Annotated in this window: 16 protein-coding genes; 13 read left to right on the top strand and 3 right to left on the bottom strand. The window is 51.6% G+C overall.

The genetic code is table 11. The annotated features are described in order from the left end of the window. Positions 1-27 precede the first annotated feature (27 nt). From NE473_RS01660 to NE473_RS01650, 3 genes are all read left to right on the top strand, one after another. Positions 28-1,356, top strand: a complete 1,329-nt coding sequence (locus NE473_RS01660) for an MATE family efflux transporter (protein WP_070102746.1) — start codon at positions 28-30, stop codon at positions 1,354-1,356. Positions 1,357-1,467: 111 nt separating this feature from the next. Continuing rightward, positions 1,468-2,796: an alkyl/aryl-sulfatase gene (locus tag NE473_RS01655; RefSeq protein ID WP_055648955.1), complete on the top strand. Its 1,329-nt coding sequence runs from the start codon at positions 1,468-1,470 to the stop codon at positions 2,794-2,796. After that, positions 2,793-3,227, top strand: a complete 435-nt coding sequence (locus NE473_RS01650) for a MarR family winged helix-turn-helix transcriptional regulator (RefSeq protein ID WP_006775646.1) — start codon at positions 2,793-2,795, stop codon at positions 3,225-3,227. The genes NE473_RS01655 and NE473_RS01650 overlap by 4 nt, the downstream gene beginning before the upstream one ends. Positions 3,228-3,245: 18 nt before the next feature. Here the strand turns inward: NE473_RS01650 and NE473_RS01645 are convergent, their stop codons facing one another. Then, positions 3,246-3,866, bottom strand: coding sequence for a DUF4318 domain-containing protein (locus tag NE473_RS01645; protein ID WP_055648954.1), 621 nt, complete (start codon positions 3,864-3,866; stop codon positions 3,246-3,248). Further along, complete coding sequence (locus tag NE473_RS01640; RefSeq protein ID WP_006775644.1) at positions 3,838-4,314, bottom strand: LytTR family DNA-binding domain-containing protein; 477 nt, start codon at positions 4,312-4,314, stop codon at positions 3,838-3,840. The genes NE473_RS01645 and NE473_RS01640 overlap by 29 nt, the downstream gene beginning before the upstream one ends. 222 nt (positions 4,315-4,536) lie before the next feature. Here NE473_RS01640 and NE473_RS01635 point away from each other — a divergent pair, with 222 nt between their 5' ends. The 7 genes from NE473_RS01635 (at position 4,537) to ilvA (ending at position 13,781) form a co-directional block, all read left to right on the top strand. Further along, positions 4,537-5,883, top strand: coding sequence for an EAL domain-containing protein (locus tag NE473_RS01635; RefSeq protein ID WP_081034781.1), 1,347 nt, complete (start codon positions 4,537-4,539; stop codon positions 5,881-5,883). A gap of 88 nt (positions 5,884-5,971) precedes the next feature. Beyond that, positions 5,972-6,988: a phosphate acyltransferase PlsX gene (gene plsX / locus NE473_RS01630; RefSeq protein ID WP_022031221.1), complete on the top strand. Its 1,017-nt coding sequence runs from the start codon at positions 5,972-5,974 to the stop codon at positions 6,986-6,988. 18 nt (positions 6,989-7,006) lie between these two features. Next, positions 7,007-7,237 carry an acyl carrier protein gene (gene acpP, locus NE473_RS01625; RefSeq protein ID WP_006775640.1) on the top strand — a complete coding sequence of 77 codons (231 nt, stop codon included), beginning with the start codon at positions 7,007-7,009 and terminating at the stop codon, positions 7,235-7,237. A 77-nt stretch (positions 7,238-7,314) separates the two neighbouring features. Then, the gene (rnc, locus tag NE473_RS01620; protein WP_022031222.1) at positions 7,315-8,019 is read left to right on the top strand and encodes a ribonuclease III; all 705 of its coding nucleotides are present in this window, start codon (positions 7,315-7,317) and stop codon (positions 8,017-8,019) included. Positions 8,020-8,038: 19 nt separating this feature from the next. After that, positions 8,039-11,599 carry a chromosome segregation protein SMC gene (gene smc / locus NE473_RS01615; protein WP_055648952.1) on the top strand — a complete coding sequence of 1,187 codons (3,561 nt, stop codon included), beginning with the start codon at positions 8,039-8,041 and terminating at the stop codon, positions 11,597-11,599. A 13-nt stretch (positions 11,600-11,612) separates the two neighbouring features. Next, complete coding sequence (gene ftsY / locus NE473_RS01610) at positions 11,613-12,554, top strand: signal recognition particle-docking protein FtsY (protein WP_006775637.1); 942 nt, start codon at positions 11,613-11,615, stop codon at positions 12,552-12,554. A 3-nt stretch (positions 12,555-12,557) separates the two neighbouring features. Continuing rightward, on the top strand, positions 12,558-13,781 hold the full coding sequence (ilvA, locus tag NE473_RS01605; RefSeq protein ID WP_022031224.1) for a threonine ammonia-lyase: 1,224 nt from the start codon (positions 12,558-12,560) through the stop codon (positions 13,779-13,781). 81 nt (positions 13,782-13,862) lie between these two features. Here the strand turns inward: ilvA and NE473_RS01600 are convergent, their stop codons facing one another. Continuing rightward, positions 13,863-14,801 (bottom strand): PfkB family carbohydrate kinase, encoded by a 939-nt coding sequence (locus NE473_RS01600; RefSeq protein WP_055649024.1) that lies wholly within the window; start codon positions 14,799-14,801, stop codon positions 13,863-13,865. Between the two features lie 154 nt (positions 14,802-14,955). On the opposite strand from NE473_RS01600, the gene NE473_RS01595 reads away from it, so the two are divergent. The 3 genes from NE473_RS01595 to NE473_RS01585 are packed head-to-tail and all read left to right on the top strand — an operon-like array spanning position 14,956 to position 18,493. Continuing rightward, positions 14,956-16,311 (top strand): amidohydrolase, encoded by a 1,356-nt coding sequence (locus NE473_RS01595; protein WP_055648951.1) that lies wholly within the window; start codon positions 14,956-14,958, stop codon positions 16,309-16,311. Further along, positions 16,308-17,057: a peroxide stress protein YaaA gene (gene yaaA, locus NE473_RS01590; RefSeq protein ID WP_055648950.1), complete on the top strand. Its 750-nt coding sequence runs from the start codon at positions 16,308-16,310 to the stop codon at positions 17,055-17,057. The genes NE473_RS01595 and yaaA overlap by 4 nt, the downstream gene beginning before the upstream one ends. A 2-nt stretch (positions 17,058-17,059) precedes the next feature. Continuing rightward, positions 17,060-18,493, top strand: coding sequence for a serine hydrolase (locus NE473_RS01585; protein ID WP_256265147.1), 1,434 nt, complete (start codon positions 17,060-17,062; stop codon positions 18,491-18,493). Positions 18,494-18,610: the final 117 nt, after the last annotated feature.

Raw genomic sequence — 18,610 nt, 5'->3', positions numbered from 1 at the left:
GAGAGGCGGACAGACGGAAGTGATAAGATGTTATTTGACAGAAAGCAGCTGGTAAAGCTGATAGTACCTCTGGTTTGTGAACAGGTAATTATGGGCACCATTGGGATTGCCGATATGCTGATGGTCGCCTCGGTAGGGGAGACAGCGATTTCGGGGATTTCCCTTATAGACTCCATCAACCTTTTATTTAACAGCATGTTTGCCGCGCTGGTGACAGGGGGAACCATCGTCTGTACCCAGTATCTGGGAAAACGGGAAGCGGATATGGCCAATCTTGCCGCAAAGCATCTGCTGGGGATTTCCCTTCTGTTCTCCCTGGCAGTGGCAGGTATGTGTTTTCTGTTTCGCAGAATGGTGGTATACGGTCTCTATGGTTCAGCGGAGCCGGAGGTTCTCCGCCAGGCCATGATTTATTTCTGCTTTTCCATGGCCTCCTATCCGTTTCTGATGATGCTGGACAGCTGCGGCGCCATTTTCCGTTCCATGGGAAATGCTGCGCTGCCATTTTCCGTATCCTTCTTTATGAGCATCATCAATATTGTGTTAAATGCTGTATTTATTTTTGGCCTTCACTGGGGCGTGTTCGGGGCCGGATTTGCAACCTTTCTGGCACGGGCCGTCAGCAGCGCAGCCATTTTTCTTTTTTTATACCATCACAAAGGGGCTGTCCGGATTCGATCCTTCTTTGGAAGCGGCTGGCACGGCTTCATGGTGAAAAATATTCTTAAGCTGGCGGTTCCAACCGGTCTGGAGGACAGCATTTTCCATATCGGAAAACTGCTGGTACAGGGAATTGTCACCTCCTATGGAACGGCGGCCATAGCCGCCAATGCGGTGGCGCTTACGATCTCTGAATTCACCCATATGCCCGGATTTGCCATCGGTCTCGCCCTGATTACTGTTGTAGGCCGCTGCGTCGGCGCAGGAGAGATCCAGCAGGCCAGGTATTACGTAAAAAAGATCACCGGGGTATCCTTTCTGGTGACAGGAGCGGCCGCGGTATTATCCTGGATTTTTGCGGGACCGGTGGTGGGTTTCTATCAGATGAACCGCGAGACGTGGGAACTGGCCTCTGAAATTGTGAGGTGGCAGGCCGTGGCGTGTCTCTTCTTCTGGGTACCGGCTTTTAATATATCCGACGCGTTAAGAGCCGCCAGCGACGTCCGCTTTACCATGGCTGTGTCCATGATCTCCATGTGGGTGTTCCGCGTCGGGTGCAGCGCTTTATTCCGGGAAATCCTGGATATTGGCGTCATCTGTGTATGGTTCGCCATGTTTTTAGACTGGATGTTCCGGGCAGTGGTTTTCCTGATCCGTTTTCATGGTTCGAAATGGGAGGGCAGAATGTTTCTTTGAGGAGACATTCTGAAAAAAATCAATTCTATTTGACAATAATACGATATCGAAGTATTATAGTATCAACAAAAGATTCGATATCGAAGTTAAATAGAAAAGTGAGGTCAGACCATGATTTATGCAGGAGAGGAAAAGTTAAAAAGACAGGCGGAAAACGGTTTCCCAAAGGGAATCACAAAGATCTGTGACAATGTGTATTTTGCACTGGGGTATGGCGGCAGTACCTGTACGCTGGTTATAGGAGAAAATTCCTGTATTCTGGTGGATACGTTAAACGGCACCGCTCCGGCGGAGGAGGTAAAGGAAGCGTTTAAAAAACTGACGGATAAGCCCATCAGGACCATTATCTATACCCACTACTTCCATTTCGACCACACCTCCGGGGCGTCGGTATTTGCAGAACCGGGTACGCGGATTATTGGAAGGAAACCGACCTACCCTCAATACGGCAGAACCGGTATGATCCGGGATATCTGCGGAGTGCGGGGGGCCAGGCAGTTTGGCGTTGGCTTAACGCCGGAAGAAAACATCTGTGTCGGAATCGGACCGCGAAATGAAATTAACGGTGAGAAGGGGAATCTTCCCTGCAGTGAACTGTTTGAGGAGGAGCTGCTGGAACTGGAGTCAGACGGCATTAAGGCAGTTCTGGCGGCAGCACCCGGAGAGACGGATGACCAGATCTTCGTCTGGTTCCCGCAGCACCGGGTTCTCTGCTGCGGTGACAACTATTATGAATCCTGGCCGAACTTATATGCGATCCGCGGCGGTCAGTACCGTGACATAAGCGGCTGGATCGATTCGCTGGATAAGATGAGGGAATACAGGGCAGAGTATCTGCTTCCGGGACATACGAAGGCAGTAATCGGCAGCAGGCAGGTGGAAACAACTCTGAAAAACTACCGGGACGCGCTGGAATATGTGCTCACAGAGACGCTTCAGGGCATGAATGAGGGACTTACGCCGGATGAACTGGTTGAACGCGTCCACCTTCCGGAACCGCTTGCATCCCTCCCGTATCTGCAGGAGTATTACGGAACCGTGGAATGGTCTGTCCGTTCCATCTACACCGGATACCTGGGCTGGTTTGACGGAAATCCCACAAAGTTAGGACACATGGCCACGAAAGAGCGGGCGGAAAAGACGGTTTCCATGATGGGTGGTCCCGCACGGGTGCTTGCCGAAGGAGCCGCAGCCCTGAAGCGCGGAGAGGCACAGTGGGCTGCAGAGCTTTGTGACCTTCTGTTAGCCTGCAGGAAAGAAACTGAGGAAGCCTCTGTTCTCAAAGCCGACGCGCTGACCGAACTGGGGAGGGCACAGACGAGCGCCAACGCCCGCCACTATTATCTCACATGTGCCAGACAGTTAAGGGGGGAAGGCGGAACCCTTAAACTGAACGGCGCCATGATGGATGTAGGAAAGAAGCAGGAGGACAACGGATGATCGACAATACCTTTACGCTGATCAGCCGCATCGATGGAGAGATCCGGCGCTTTATCACAGAAGAGCTGGCAGCGGAAGGCATCGCGGATATTGTGCCTTCCCATGGAGCGATTATTATGGAACTGATGAAGCACGGCCAGATGCCCATGAATGAACTGGCCCGCCGTATTGACAGGACACCGCAGACCGTCACATGTCTGATAAAGAAGCTTGTAAACACCGGATATGTGACGACCGGAAAGTCTTCGGGTGACAGCCGTGTGACCATGGCCGCTTTAACGGAGCAGGGGAGGCATTTAGCCTCTGTACTTCAGCGTATTTCAGAGAAAATCTACGAACGCCAGTACTTCGGAATTCCGGAAGATGACATCCCCATCCTGCGCGGCGCATTAATGAAAATGCACTCTAATTTTGCGGAGAAGGAACTGTAGAACGAAACAGCATCAAAGTTACAGGATCTCCTGAATTTCCATAGACCAGCCAGGGCCGCCGTACATGTAGGATTCAGTAAGAGTCACCGTGTGCAGGCGGCCGTTTAGCTTAACGGTAGCCGGAATGTCTCTTTTTACGTATTCCAGTGTGATAGAACTCTTTTTACAGTAGGTTTCCAAAGCGGCAAAGAATTCTTCCGAAGAACCGGGTTTTTCGTCCAGATCGATGAGGAGAATCCTTCCGGCCGCACCACTGTTTAAATCCCTGGCAACAGATTTCAGATAACGGTATTCTGCCTCCCACAGCAGTAAAAGAACTGCCGCACTGGTCAAAAGCATGGTCCGTACGGGCAGAGGAAGATTCTGTGCCAGAAAAAACAGGCAGAACAGAACGATATAACACCAGGCCGCTGCCGCTGCACCGCGAAAGAATACGGAATCCAGCCGCGCAGCCAGACTGCGGATCAGCTGCAGAAAGCAGCCTGCGGCCAGGTAGCCGGAAAGGACTGCCGGAAACAACGACCATACCGGTCCGACGCCTTCCGGTGCAGCGAGGCGCAGTGCCGTCAGAGAGCATATAAACAGCAGCATTCCAAGAAAAAGGCCCTGCTTAAACGTTTCCATAAGATTTTCTTTCATTTCGCACCTCCATAATATGACTGCGGACGTCTTTTAAATACTTTCTTGATATATAGACGATATCGTTATTGGGAAACGAGGCCGCCATCAATCCGTTTACCATCGGCCGGTAGGCCGTTACCCGATCCATATTCATAATAACTGATTTGGAAATCCGGATAAATCCGGGCGGAAGAAGGCGCTCCAGCTCATACAGCCTTTTCTTTACCTCCAATATTTCAGCATCCGTGTGTACCAGCTGCTTTTCCCGTACAGTCTCAATGAAGCAGATCGAGCTCTCCGGCAGCTGTACGATTTCATTTCCGCGGTAACACGTCAGAAGAATGCTGTGATACCGTTCCTGTTCCACATATTCCACCAGCCTTTCTATGGCCCGGTCCTTCTGATGGACATAAAATTCCGCATGCTCAGGTTCCTGCCCGGGAACCACTCTGACCAACGTCTGCATGTCTGTCTCCTCCTGACTTTTTGTTCTTCGGTCTCTTCCTCCCCGCTTTTTAAAGCTTTCCTATCAGGGAATTGTTCCAGATGCGGTTATTATAAAGGATGATCTGATAAATATCCATGTGTTTCCGGTAAGAGGCAGTATTTCAAGGGTAAGTGGCAGCTGCGGGTTCAGGAAAAACGATTATATTTTTCAAAAAGGTTTTTTTAAGCGGAAAAATCTGGTATGATGAGAAATAGGAAATTAAGTACGATAGAAAAAGGAAAATACCATATGAAGATACGGCTGGAAGAAAAATATACAGATCCGGTGACCGGCGGCGGCAACGAGCGCTGGATCAAAGAAAAATACCAGGAAAACTGTCTGCTCCGTATGAATCATTATGCGGTTATGACTATCCACATAAAAAATTTCAGAGGGTATCTTCTGCGGTATGGAAAGAACGCCTCAGAGGAGATACTGAAGGAATTTTACGATGTGACAGAGGGGCTTCTTCACGAAAACGAATGGCTTTCCAGAATTTATTCCGACCATTTTGTCATACTGCTCCAGCGGGAGAGTAAGGAAGCCCTGGTGCAGTTTATTTATGACGCAGACTGGGCAGGATGTCAGTACCCGGACCCCAGGACCCATTTGAAAATCTTCTATTCCTTTGGCGTCTATATGATCGATACTCCGGATGATGATTTCTATACGGCGCTTAATAAGGCGGAGCTTGCCCGTACGATGTGCAGCCACGTTCACCTTAGGAATACCTCTTATGATTTTTACAACAGCAGTACATTAAAAAGGTATTTGCAGGACTGCGAGATTGAAGAGAAAGCGGCGGAAGCAGTGGAGAAGGGGAGATTTATTCCTTATCTGCAGCCCAAAGTGCGGCTGAGCGACGAGAAAATCGTCGGAGCGGAAGTTCTGCTGCGCTGGTTTGATGAGAACGGAAAACTGATTCCGCTTAAAGACTACCTCCCGGTTCTTGACAGAAACGGATATATCAGAAATGTGGATCTGTATATATTTGAAACGATGTGCAGGAAGCTGCAGGAATGCAGAGACGCCGGGATACCGGTCGTGCCGCTGTCGTTTAATATCTCAAAATCCTATTATAATGATGACAATCTGTTTACTGACTATATGGAAGTGTTTGACCAGTACGAGGTGCCGGAATCCTGGATTCAGTTTGAACTGATGGAAAGCATCTCCTTCGACGACAGCGCCAGAATGATGCGTCTGATCCCCGGATTTAAAAGGCGGGGATTTGTCTGCATGCTGGATGACTTTGGAAGCGGGTATTCTTCATTTCAGGTCATCTCCAGCCTTCAGCTGGACGGACTGAAGATCGACCGTCAGTTTTTCACGAAAGCGTTTAACCCTCAGGACTGCGCCATCACAGAGACAATCATTCAAATTGCAAAGACGCTTCACATGGAGACGATTGCCGAGGGTGTGGAGCAGAAAGAGTACATCGATTTCCTGAAACATGCGGGCTGTGACATGGTACAGGGGTTCTATTATTATAAACCTATGCCGGTGGATGATTTCTTCCATCTGCTGGCGTCTCAGAACGAGTTTTGATTTCTTAAATTTTATATTGATTTATAGAATAATATTTAGTATATTATGTAATAGATTATCTTAGGCCAGACTTGAAAGGGGAATTGTGATGATAAAAGTAGCTGTAGATGCCATGGGCGGCGATTATGCACCGGCTGAGATGGTGGCAGGTGCCGTACAGGCAGTGAACGCGAACAGGGAGATCTCCGTCCTCCTGGTAGGGCAGGAACCGGCAGTAGCTGAGGAACTGAAAAAGCATAGCTTTCCGGCGGAGCAGATACAGATTGTTCCTGCGACAGAGATAATCGAGACGGAAGAACCTCCGGTGAATGCCATACGAAAGAAAAAAGACTCTTCCATTGTGGTTGGCATGAATCTGGTGAAAAAGAAGGAAGCGGATGCCTTCGTATCCGCCGGCAGCTCCGGCGCCATCTTAGTTGGCGGCCAGGTGATTGTCGGAAGGATCAAAGGAGTGGAAAGACCTCCGCTTGCGCCGTTAATCCCCACTGAAAAAGGCGCGTCTCTGCTGATTGACTGCGGTGCCAATGTCGATGCCAGGGCTTCCCATCTGGTACAGTTTGCACGCATGGGTTCCATCTACATGGAACATGTGATGGGGGTGAAGAATCCACGGGTGGCCATCGTCAATATCGGGGCAGAGGAAGAGAAAGGGAACGCACTTGTCAAGGAGACGTTTCCGCTTCTCAAGGAATGCAGGGACATAAACTTCATCGGAAGCATTGAGGCGAGGGAGATTCCGCATGGCGGTGCCGATGTCATTGTATGCGAAGCATTTGTAGGCAATGTAATCCTGAAGCTTTACGAAGGAGTAGGTGCCACTCTGATCAGTAAGGTCAAGAGCGGCATGATGGTGAACTTAAGAAGTAAGATTGGAGCACTGCTTGTAAAACCAGCGCTTAAGGAGACACTGAAATCCTTTGATTCGTCTCAGTACGGCGGAGCACCGCTTCTCGGACTGAACGGTCTGGTGGTAAAAACCCACGGGAATTCCAAGGCTAAGGAAGTGTGTAATTCCATTCTTCAATGCATGACCTTTAAAGAACAGGGGATTAATGATAAGATAAGAGAGAGCCTGACTGCTGAAAATCAGGAAAATAAAGAATAGGAGAGAGGAAGGGAAAAGATGGAATTTGAAAAGTTACAGAAAATTGTCGCAGAGGTACTTAATGTTGAACCGGAGGAGGTAACCATGGCTTCTACATTCGTAGATGACTTAGGTGCAGATTCCCTGGATGTATTCCAGATCGTCATGGGTATCGAAGAGGAATTCGATATCGAGATACCGGCCGAGGTAGCAGAGAAGATCGCTACAGTCGGTGATGCGGTAGAACAGATTAAGAACGCGCTGAATTAATAGATGTGGGTGTTGCAGGGCGGCATGATGCCGCCTGTCCGCAACACCTTCTTTCATAGTAAAGGAAAGAGGAAATAATGAGCAAAAAATTACATGAGCTGGAAGGGCGGATCGGCTACCGTTTTACGGACAGGCAGCTTCTTACGCAGGCCATGACCCACAGCTCCTACGCCAACGAACACCGCTTGAATAAGCTGGAATGCAATGAGCGGCTGGAATTTTTAGGGGATTCCGTGCTGGAGGTCGTTTCCAGCGATTTTTTATATCACAAATATCCGGAGAGGCCGGAAGGAGACTTGACGAAGATCCGTGCCAGCATTGTATGTGAACCGACGCTTGCCTACTGCGCGGAGGACATTGATTTAGGAGCGTATTTACTGCTGGGAAAGGGAGAAGAGGCGACAGGCGGACGCGGAAGGGCATCGGTCGTGTCGGATGCCATGGAAGCCCTCATCGGTGCGATCTATCTGGACGGTGGTTTTGCTAATGCAAAAGAGTTTATCCTTCGATTTATCATGAACGACATCGAGCATAAACAGCTCTTTTTTGATAGCAAGACTATCTTACAGGAGATCGTGCAGAGCCAGACCGATCAACCGCTTGCCTATGAGCTTCTGCGGGAGGAGGGGCCTGACCACAACAAGCTCTTTGAATCGCGGGCGCTCATTGGGGAAGAGGAGATCGGCCGGGGAACCGGAAGGACGAAGAAGGCCGCGGAGGCAGTCGCCGCTTATCACGGAATTTTAAAGCTTAAGAAAATGGAAAAGGAAAGGCAGGCATAGCCGTCTGCCGACGGTAATTATGTATTTAAAAAGTATTGAAATACAGGGCTTTAAATCATTTGCCAACAAGATCGTATTTGAATTTCATAACGGAATTACCGGTATTGTGGGACCTAACGGCAGCGGAAAGAGCAATGTTGCGGACGCAGTGCGCTGGGTGCTGGGAGAGCAGAAGGTCAAACAGCTTCGAAGCTCCAGCATGCAGGATGTCATCTTCTCCGGAACAGAGACGAGAAAGCCCCAGGGCTTTGCCAGTGTCGCCATTACTCTGGACAACTCCGACCATCAGCTGGCTATCGATTACGATCAGGTGACGGTGACGAGGCGTGTCTACCGTTCCGGTGAAAGCGAATACATGATCAACGGAAGTACCTGCCGTTTAAAGGACATCAACGAGCTGTTCTATGACACCGGTATCGGCAAGGAAGGCTACTCCATCATCGGACAGGGCCAGATCGATAAGATATTAAGCGGAAAACCGGAAGAGAGGCGGGAACTCTTTGATGAGGCGGCCGGAATCGTTAAGTTTAAGCGAAGAAAAGCCATCGCGCAGAAGAAACTGGAGGATGAGAAACAGAATCTGGTCCGTGTGACTGATATTTTATCGGAACTGGAGAAGCAGGTCGGTCCTCTGGCAAAGCAGTCCGAGGCCGCGAAGGAGTATCTGCGTTTAAAAGAAGATTTAAAAAAATACGATGTGAACCAGTTCCTGCTGGAAACCGCCGGAACGCGCGGCCAGTTAAAAGAGACGGAAGAAAACGCAGCCATTGTATCGAAGGATCTGGAAGAAACGAGACAGGCTTCCGAACATATCCGTGTGGAATATGAGACCCTCGACGCCATCTTATCCGGGCTGGAGGCAGCCGCAGGTGAAGCCAGAACGGCGCTCAGTGAGGCCAACATGGAAAAGGGTACCCTCGAAGGCCGTGTAGGTGTGCTGAACGAGCAGATCAACACGGAAAAGATGAACGCGGAGCACATTGGAAAGCGAATGACAGCGATCCACGGGGAAATCGCAGATAAGAAGACGAAGGTCTCCGCCTACGAGGAAGAACGAAGCGGTATTGCCGCCCAGGTTAAGGAATCCTTAGAACGCCTGGCCGCTGCTGAGGAGGCCCTGAAGAAGAAGGACGAGGAGATCCGGGCGCTGGAGGAAGAGATTGAATCCGGCAAGGGAAACATCATCGACACCTTAAACGAGAAGGCCTCCATAAACGCCAGACAGCAGCGGTACGAAACCATGCTGGAACAGGTAAATGTCCGGCGTTCCGAGGTATGTCAGAAGCTTTTAAAGTATAAGAGCGACGAATCGGAGCAGGATGGCCGGTTAGACGAGTTAAACCGTCAGCTGGAAGAGATTGAGGCCGAAATCGCCAGTCTCGGAGACGCCCAGGCAGCGGCCGAGACGAGGACGGAGGAGCTGGATCATGAGGTCCGCCGCCTGAACAGGAATTTAAACGATAAGCAGCAGGAATACCACACCAGCTATACGAAGCTGGAATCGCTGAAGAATATAGCGGAACGGTATGAGGGCTACGGCGGAAGCATCCGCCGCGTCATGGAGGTCAGAGACCGTATTCACGGCATCCACGGCGTTGTGGCCGATTTAATCACCGTTCCGAAGAAGTATGAGATCGCGGTGGAGACGGCGCTGGGCGGAAGCATCCAGAACATTGTGACGGATTCCGAACAGACGGCGAAGCAGCTGATTGAATATCTGAAGAAAAACCGGTACGGAAGGGCGACCTTCTTACCGCTTACCAGCATCGGCAGCAAGAACACCTTTAATCAGGACAAGGCGCTGAAGGAGCCCGGTGTCTTAGGACTGGCCAACAGTCTGGTGGAGACAGACGGCCAGTATGAAGGGCTGATCCGGTATCTGCTGGGTCGGGTCGTGGTGGTGGATACCATCGACAACGCCATTGCACTGGCCAGAAAATTCCAGTATTCCCTGCGGATCGTCACCCTGGAGGGCGAGCTGCTGAGCGCGGGCGGTTCCATGACCGGCGGCGCATTTAAGAACACCAGCAATTTACTGGGCAGAAAGCGGGAGATCGAGGAACTGGAAGGGGCCTGTACCAAGGCGCTGACCGATGTGGACCGGATCGAACAGGATCTGGTGATGAACGAGGCGCTTCTGGCCGAGAGCCGGGAAGAACTGGAATCGTTAAAATCCAGGAAACAGGAGAGCTATCTGCGCCAGAATACGGTCCGCATGAGCATTTCCAGGACTGAGGATAAAAAGGAAGAGATCCGGGAATCCTATGGCGATCTGGAACGCGAAAACAGCCAGCTGGAGGAGCAGATCCGGGAGATTGGCAGGAGCCGCAGCGAGCTGGCCGACGAAGTTATCCGGCTGGAGGAGCAGAACCAGGATATCAACAGCCGCCTGGATTCCTGCCACGAGCGTCTTGACGCGTCGAAGGCAGAACGGGAGGAGGCTTCCAGAGCACTTTCCACCGTCCAGCTAGAGGCATCCGGTCTCAAACAGAAGGACGATTTCGAACTGGAGAATATCCGGCGGGTCAAGGAAGACGTCCGCCGTCTGGAGGAGGAGCTTTCCGGCCTTTCCGGCGGCACCGATGATTCCAACCTGATTATCGAAGAAAAGCTGGCGGAAATCGCCGGATTAAAGGCGCAGATTGAGAATACCGTGATACGCGCTGCAGGACTCGAGTCTGTGATCGCGGAAAAGACGGCAGAGAGAGAAGAAAAGTCAAGACAGCAGAAGGAACTCTTTCAGAAGCGGGAAGAACTTTCCGACCGGATGAGCCGTCTCGACAAGGATTTATTTCGTCTGCAGAGTCAGAAGGAGAAGCTGGAGGAACGCCTGGAAAATTCGGCAAACTACATGTGGGATGAGTACGAGCTGACCTATTCCGCCGCACTGGAACTTAAGGGCGGGGAGGAGGAATCCCTTCCGGAGATCCGAAAGCACATCGCCTCCTTAAAAGAAGAGATCAAGAAGCTCGGCAATGTCAATGTCAACGCCATTGAGGATTATAAAGAAGTATCGGAACGGTACGTATTCATGAAGACCCAGCACGACGATCTGGTTACGGCGGAGGAGACGCTGCTTAAGATCATCGATGAACTGGATACCGGTATGAGAAGGCAGTTTGAGGAGAAATTCAAGGAGATCCGTACCGAATTCGACAAAGTATTTAAGGAGCTGTTCGGCGGAGGCCGCGGTACTCTGGAACTGGTGGAGGATGAGGATATCCTGGAAGCGGGAATTCAGATTATCTCCCAGCCGCCGGGCAAAAAACTGCAGAATATGATGCAGCTCTCCGGTGGAGAGAAGGCCCTGACTGCCATTGCGCTGCTGTTCGCGATTCAGAACTTAAAACCGTCTCCCTTCTGTCTGCTGGATGAGATCGAGGCGGCGTTAGACGATTCGAATGTGGACAGATATGCAAAATATTTACATAAACTGACGAAGTATACACAGTTTATCGTCATCACCCACCGTCACGGAACGATGGTGGCCGCAGACCGTTTATACGGTATTACCATGCAGGAGAAAGGCGTTTCAACGCTTGTTTCGGTAAATCTGATAGAAGAAGATTTAGATAAGTAAAAGGAGGCCGTCTATGAGTGAGAAAAAGGGATTCTTTGGGAAACTGGTAGCAGGACTGCAAAAGACAAGGGACAATATTATATCGGGAATGGATTCCATTTTCAGCGGCTTTTCAGCCATCGATGATGAGTTTTATGAGGAGATCGAAGAGACTCTGATCATGGGAGACTTGGGAATTCAGACCACCATGTCGATTGTGGAGGATTTAAGAAAAAAGGTAAAGGAACAGGGAATTAAAGACCCGTCGGAATGCAAAGAGCTTCTGATGGAAAGCATTCGGGATCAGATGGATCTGGGAGAAAACGCGTATGAATACGAGAACCGCCAGTCTGTTCTTCTGATCATCGGAGTCAACGGAGTGGGAAAGACCACTTCCGTCGGCAAGCTGGCCGGCCAGTTAAAGGATGACGGGAAAAAGGTAATTCTCGCAGCGGCAGATACCTTCCGCGCCGCCGCGATCGAGCAGCTGACGGAATGGGCCAACCGGGCCGGCGTGGATATCATTGCACAGCAGGAAGGCTCCGATCCGGCTGCAGTCGTCTACGACGCCGTAGCCGCTGCCAAATCACGCCGCGCGGATATTCTGATCTGCGATACGGCGGGACGGCTTCACAATAAGAAGAATCTGATGGAAGAGCTTAAGAAGATTAACCGGATCATCGACAAGGAGTTTCCGGAGGCCTACCGGGAGACGCTGGTAGTGCTGGACGGTACGACCGGACAGAATGCACTTTCACAGGCCAGACAGTTTATGGAAGTGGCGGATATTACGGGAATCATCTTAACGAAGCTGGATGGAACCGCCAAAGGCGGAATCGCCGTGGCAATCCAGTCGGAACTGGGGATTCCGGTCAAATACGTGGGGGTTGGAGAGAAGATCGACGATCTGCAGAAATTTAACGCGGAAGAGTTTGTAAATGCATTATTCCATGTGGAAGAGAAAGAAGAGGCGTAAGGTATGTTGACATTAGAGAAATTTGAAGAGGCAACCGAGGTTGTGAGCAAAGTAACCCAGGAGACAAAGCTGGTGTACAGCGAGTATTTTTCTTCCCAGACAGGCAACCGTGTCTGGTTCAAACCGGAAAATATGCAGTATACAGGGGCTTATAAGGTGCGTGGTGCTTATTATAAGATCAGCACCTTAAGCGAGGAAGAAAAGGCGAAGGGCTTAATCACCGCTTCTGCAGGCAATCACGCTCAGGGTGTGGCCTACGCCGCGAAGCTGGCCGGAATCTCCGCAACCATCGTTATGCCGACGACAACGCCGCTCATGAAGGTAAACCGGACCAAGGGGTACGGCGCGGAGGTCGTTCTGGAAGGCGACGTCTTCGATGAAGCCTGCAGCTACGCCTATAAGCTGGCAGAGGAAAAAGGCCTTACCTTTATCCATCCGTTTAACGATCTGGATGTGGCTACCGGTCAGGGAACCATAGCCATGGAGATCATCAAGGAACTGCCGACCGTGGATTACATACTCGTTCCCATCGGCGGCGGCGGACTCTGTACCGGTGTTGCCACACTGGCGAAGATGCTGAATCCGAAGATCAAAGTCATCGGCGTAGAGCCGGCCGGCGCCAACTGCATGCAGGAATCACTGCGCCAGGGCAAGGTCGTCGCCTTAAACGGCGTCAACACGATTGCGGACGGTACGGCGGTTCAATGCCCGGGCGATAAGCTGTTTCCTTATATTCAGGAAAATGTGGATGACATCATCACCATCGAAGATTCAGAGCTGATCGTTTCCTTCCTCGACATGGTGGAGAATCATAAGATGATCGTGGAGAACTCCGGTCTTCTGACTGTAGCCGCCTTAAAGCATATGAAGGCTGAAAACAAGAAGATCGTTTCCATCTTAAGCGGCGGCAACATGGATGTCATTACCATGGCTTCCATCGTACAGCACGGTCTGATCCAGAGAGACCGGGTATTTACCGTGTCCGTCCTGCTTCCGGATAAGCCGGGTGAGCTGGCCAAGGTTTCCACGCTTCTTGCGAAAGAACAGGGCAACGTAATCCGCCTGGAACACAATCAGTTCATCAGCATCAACCGGAACTCTGCCGTGGAGCTGCGCATCACCATAGAAGCTTACGGCACAGAACACAAAAACACCATTATGGCCGCGCTCACCGAAGCAGGATACCGTCCGAAGCTGGTGAAGTCCAAAGGAACTTACGCGGATTAAGATATCAAACTATTTAGAATCACCATAAACAAGCAGAAGAACCGCGGTGACCGGCAGGATACCGCGGTTCTTCTGCTTTTGTTAATGATTCGTACTCTCTCTCAATCCCTCTTTCGTCAAACGCAGATTCCTGAACAAAACGGAATCCTTCGGAAGGATCGCCCCCTCCTGGCTGACCACGGCGGCCGCCACCTGATTGGCAGCCGCGATGGCATCTCGCAGGCTGCTGCCTTTCTGAAGGCCGGCGAGAATGGCCCCGATATGGGAGTCGCCTGCTCCTATGGTGTCCACAACCCTTGACGGGATTCCCGGGACCACATAGGCGTGTTCCGCGCTTTCGCGGCAGTATGCGCCGCGTTCTCCCAGTGTTACAATGACCGGACTTCCCGTTATCTGGTAAAGCGCGGCCGCGGCATCTGCCACGCAGTCCCTGCCGCCCAGCTCCAGCGCTTCCTGCTCATTGATATGAAGTACGGGGGAGAGTGCGAGGATTCGGTTCAGCCGCTCTCCTGGAAGTCTGGTTCCGCGGGGACCGGGTGCAAAAAACAGCTTCGGTCCACGCTCTGCTTCAAAATACTCCACCAGAGCTTCCCCCGTTGGTTCTTCCACCTCCAGTCCGCAGAGATAGGCCATGGAATAGTCTTCCATGCGGTATGGTTCCATCCATTCTTTCCGAAAGGTGTATTCGACGCCGTGCAGAGAGAGAAACGTCCGCTCTCCGGAGGCTTCCACAAGGCAGTAACAGCAGCCGTTTTCTTTTTCCGGGAGATAAACCGGTATGGAAAAACCGTGGGCGGTCAGAGCTTCCTTTACAAAATCGCCGTATATTCCGCCGCCCACCGGGGAAAGGAAGGTAAACTCCGAGCCGGAGTATAGCAGAACATGCGCTGCATTGCAGGCACAGCCCCCAAGCGCCATGGACTGACTTTTCGGATGAAGGTCTTCTCCCGTTACGGGGAGATGATCCAGCTTCAGGATGATATCCACGCATGTGGAGCCGATGACCAGTATTTTTTTCATAATTGCCTCCGGTTTTCTGATTTTTTCGTTATAAAAACGTAAGATTATTATACGCGGAACTGGAAGTTCCTTCAATTGCTTTTCCCTGTTTCCTATGTTAAAATTTTAGAGAACTGTTAGTACAGGAAATACAAGAGAAGAGAGATGAAGATAGATGTACGATCAGATTACAGCCATGGCAAAAGAGATTTTTGAAAGAAGCGTGGCGAGGAGAAGAGACTTGCACCGGCATCCGGAGACGGGCTGGCTGGAGATGCGCACTTCCGCCGTCATCGCCGGGATTCTGACGGAGCTGGGGTATGAGGTACTGACCGGCAGTAACGTGTTGGATGGAGAAGCCAGACTGGGCCTTCCTTCGGAGGAGGTGCTGCGGGAACATGCAAACCTGGTAAGAGAAAGCTGGAATACGCCCCTTACATACCTGACAGAAGAGATGGAGGCGGGATATACCGGGGTAATCGGAATCCTGCGCTGTGGTCCGGGCCCCGTCTGCGCCCTTCGGTTTGATATCGACGCCCTCGGTGTTCTTGAGGATGAGAGCTCCGGCCACAGACCGGCCCGCGAGGGCTTTGCTTCCCTGTGTCCGGGCGTTATGCACGCCTGCGGCCATGACGGCCATACCGCCATCGGCCTCGGTGTGGCGGAGGTCCTTATGAGCGTAAAAGAACAGCTGCACGGAACTGTGAAGCTGATCTTTCAGCCCGCCGAGGAAGGCGTGCGTGGGGCGAGAGCCATCGTTTCCAGGGGGCATTTGGACGATGTGGATTACTTTATCGGAACCCATCTCGCGCCTTTAGACGGCCCCGATGACGGAGCGGTGACTCCGGCGACCTATGGCTCTCTGGCCACGACCAAATACGACGTGATCTACCATGGCGCTCCGGCTCATGCCGGCGGATTCCCTGAAAAGGGACGAAACGCCCTCCTGGCTGCAGCCTCCGCAGCGATGGGCCTGGCGGCCATTCCTCGTCACAGCGAAGGGGCCAGCCGGGTCAATACTGGGACGCTTCACGCAGGTACCGGAAGGAATGTAATCCCCGATTACGCGAAGATGGAGATAGAGCTGAGAGGAGAAACGACAGCAGTCAACGCATATATGGAAGACAGCGCCAGACGCATCTGTGAGGCCGCTGCAGCTATGTATGGCTGTACCTGCGAGATGATCTGCATGGGAGCTGCCGATTCCCACCACAGCGATCTGGCACTGGCTGACAGAGCCGCTGCGCTTATCGGGCGGAAACTTCCGGATATCCGGGTCAGCAGTGTGAGAAACGTCAGGAACTGGGGAAGCGAAGATATTTCCCTGATGATGAACCGGGTCCAGTCCCACGGCGGCCAGGCCATCTGCATGCGGAACATGACCCGCATGGAAGCGCCCCAGCACACAGCGGATTTCGATTTTGACGAAACGGTACTGGAAGAGGGAATACGGATTTTCTCTGCCGTTACCTGTGATTTAATGCAGGATGAGACCTGCAAGGATACGAGACAGCGAGGAGAAAACAAATGAAAATTATCATATCCCCGGCCAAGAAGATGAGAGTACAGACTGACATCATGGAAGAGACGGGCATGCCGGTCTTTCTGGAAGATGCAAAACAGCTTCATGGCCTGTTAAAGGAGTATTCCATGGAACAGCTGGGAAAGCTGTTCGGCGCCAATGAAGCGATCACAAGACAGAACTACGAGCGTTATCAGACCATGGATTTAGAGAGGGGCCTGACACCGGCTGTCCTGGCTTATGTCGGCCTTCAGTACCAGTCCATGGCTCCCGATATTTTTACCGGCTCCCAATGGGACTATGTAAAAGATCATCTGCGGATACTGAGCGGATTTTACGGCGTTTTAAAGGCATGCGACGGCGTCGTTCCATACAGGCTGGAGATGCAGGCCAGGCTTCCCGTCGATGGGAACAGGGATCTGTATGGTTTCTGGGGAAGCCGCATCTATGAGGAACTGACCGCAGATGGAGAATCCGTGATTGTCAATCTTGCATCGAAGGAGTACAGCCGGGCGGTGGAACCATGGCTGAAGGCTTCTGACACCTTCATCACCTGTGTCTTCGGCACAGAGCAGGGAGGGAAGGTACGGGTTAAGGCGACTGCCGCAAAGATGGCGAGAGGTGAGATGGTGCGTTTTATGGCTGCCAACGGCATAGAATGTGTTGGAAAATTAAAGGAGTTTACTGCGTTGGGATACCGTTACCGGGAAGAATATTCCTGTGAAAAGGAATATGTTTATGTTCAGGAGACATGATTATGCGGCATAAAAAGAACATTTTGTTTTATTTTTTACTCTGTATGGCAGTGGCATTTACGGGCCTTACGCCCATGACAGTATACGGGGCGGCTGACTGGCCGTCCGAAGTCGCCATGGAAGCGGATGGCGGAATCCTGATGGATGCGGATACGGGGACAATCCTTTATGGAAAGAATATCAACGAGGCGTATTATCCGGCCAGTATCACGAAGCTGCTGACGGCCCAGGTGGTACTGGACCGGTGCAGGCTGGATGAAGTGGTGGAATTCTCTCAGAATGCTGTCTACAACGTGGAGCAGGGGAGTAAGAGCCTGAGCATGGATACGGGAGACCGGATGTCGGTAAAGGACTGCTTATACGGTCTGATCCTGCATTCGGCCAACGAGGTGGCCAATGCTCTGGCTGAACATGCAGCCGGGAGCACGGAAGAATTTGCGAAGCTGATGAATAAAAAGGCGAAGGAGCTGGGCTGTACCGGATCGAATTTCGTCAATCCCAGCGGTTTAAACGATCCGGATCACTATACTACCGCCTACGATATGGCCTTAATTGCCAGGTCGGCGTTAAATTATCCTGAGATTGTCGAAATCATGGGGACGAGAGTCTATAAGATTCCGCCATCTAAAAAAGCGCCCGAGGGACAGACCATATCACCGGGGCACAAGATGCTCAAAAAGAATGATTCCGCCTATGATCCCAGAGTCTTTGGCGGAAAAACCGGATTTACGTCGCTGGCCGGCAATACCCTGGTGACTTATGCGAAAAAAGACGATATGACGCTGATTTCGGTTATTTTAAATGGTCACCAGACGCATTATACCGATACAAAAAAACTGCTGGACTTCGGCTTCAGCCAGTTCGAGTCTAAGAAGCTTGCCGACTATGAAGGCAGTCTCGTCCCGGAAAACCATCTGACCTACTCAGACTCCCGGACGGACCAGTCGCTTCTTCTGCTGAACCAAAACAGCCGCATCGTGCTTCCGAAGGAGGCTGATCTGTCTGCCGTCGTCCCAATCGTGAGCTACGACGAGACTTCTCTTACTCCCTCCGGAACCGTCGTGACGGTTAATTACCTGTATGGAGAGCGTACAGTCGGCCACGCCTGGATTACCCCCAATCCAGCCATCCAAAGCCGCCTCACCCGGTCTGCCGTCCCGGATGGTATATCAGATGGGTCCGATCCCGGCAATCGTCCGGCGATGAAGTTCTCCCGCCGCTGGTTTCTGGCTGCCGGAGCCGCCGCTGTACTGGCCGTCATCGCAGGCGGCATTCTGTTTATCCTGAAGAGACAGAAAATAAGGGAAGCGAAAGCGGCGGCTGTGAGAAAGCACCGAAGAGAGCAGTGGATGCAGGAATCCGGCTGTTCGGCGGAAGAATTCGGGGCGCTGCTTGCCAGACGCAGGGGCTCTTCGGGGAAAAAGCATAGAAAATGACAGAGCGCCGTTATTTTCCCAGGTATCGGCGATGCGGTTACTGAACACTGCTTAGAGACCTCCGGGCATTTCTTTCAAGACTTTTCTTGCATTCCCTGCATTGACAAGCAGTCTGTT

It is taken from the genome of Hungatella sp. SL.1.14, from assembly GCF_024460495.1.
GTDB lineage: Bacteria > Bacillota > Clostridia > Lachnospirales > Lachnospiraceae > Hungatella > Hungatella hathewayi.
The sequence above is the reverse complement of the archived record's forward strand: the minus strand, read 5'-3'. Positions and strand labels throughout refer to the sequence as shown.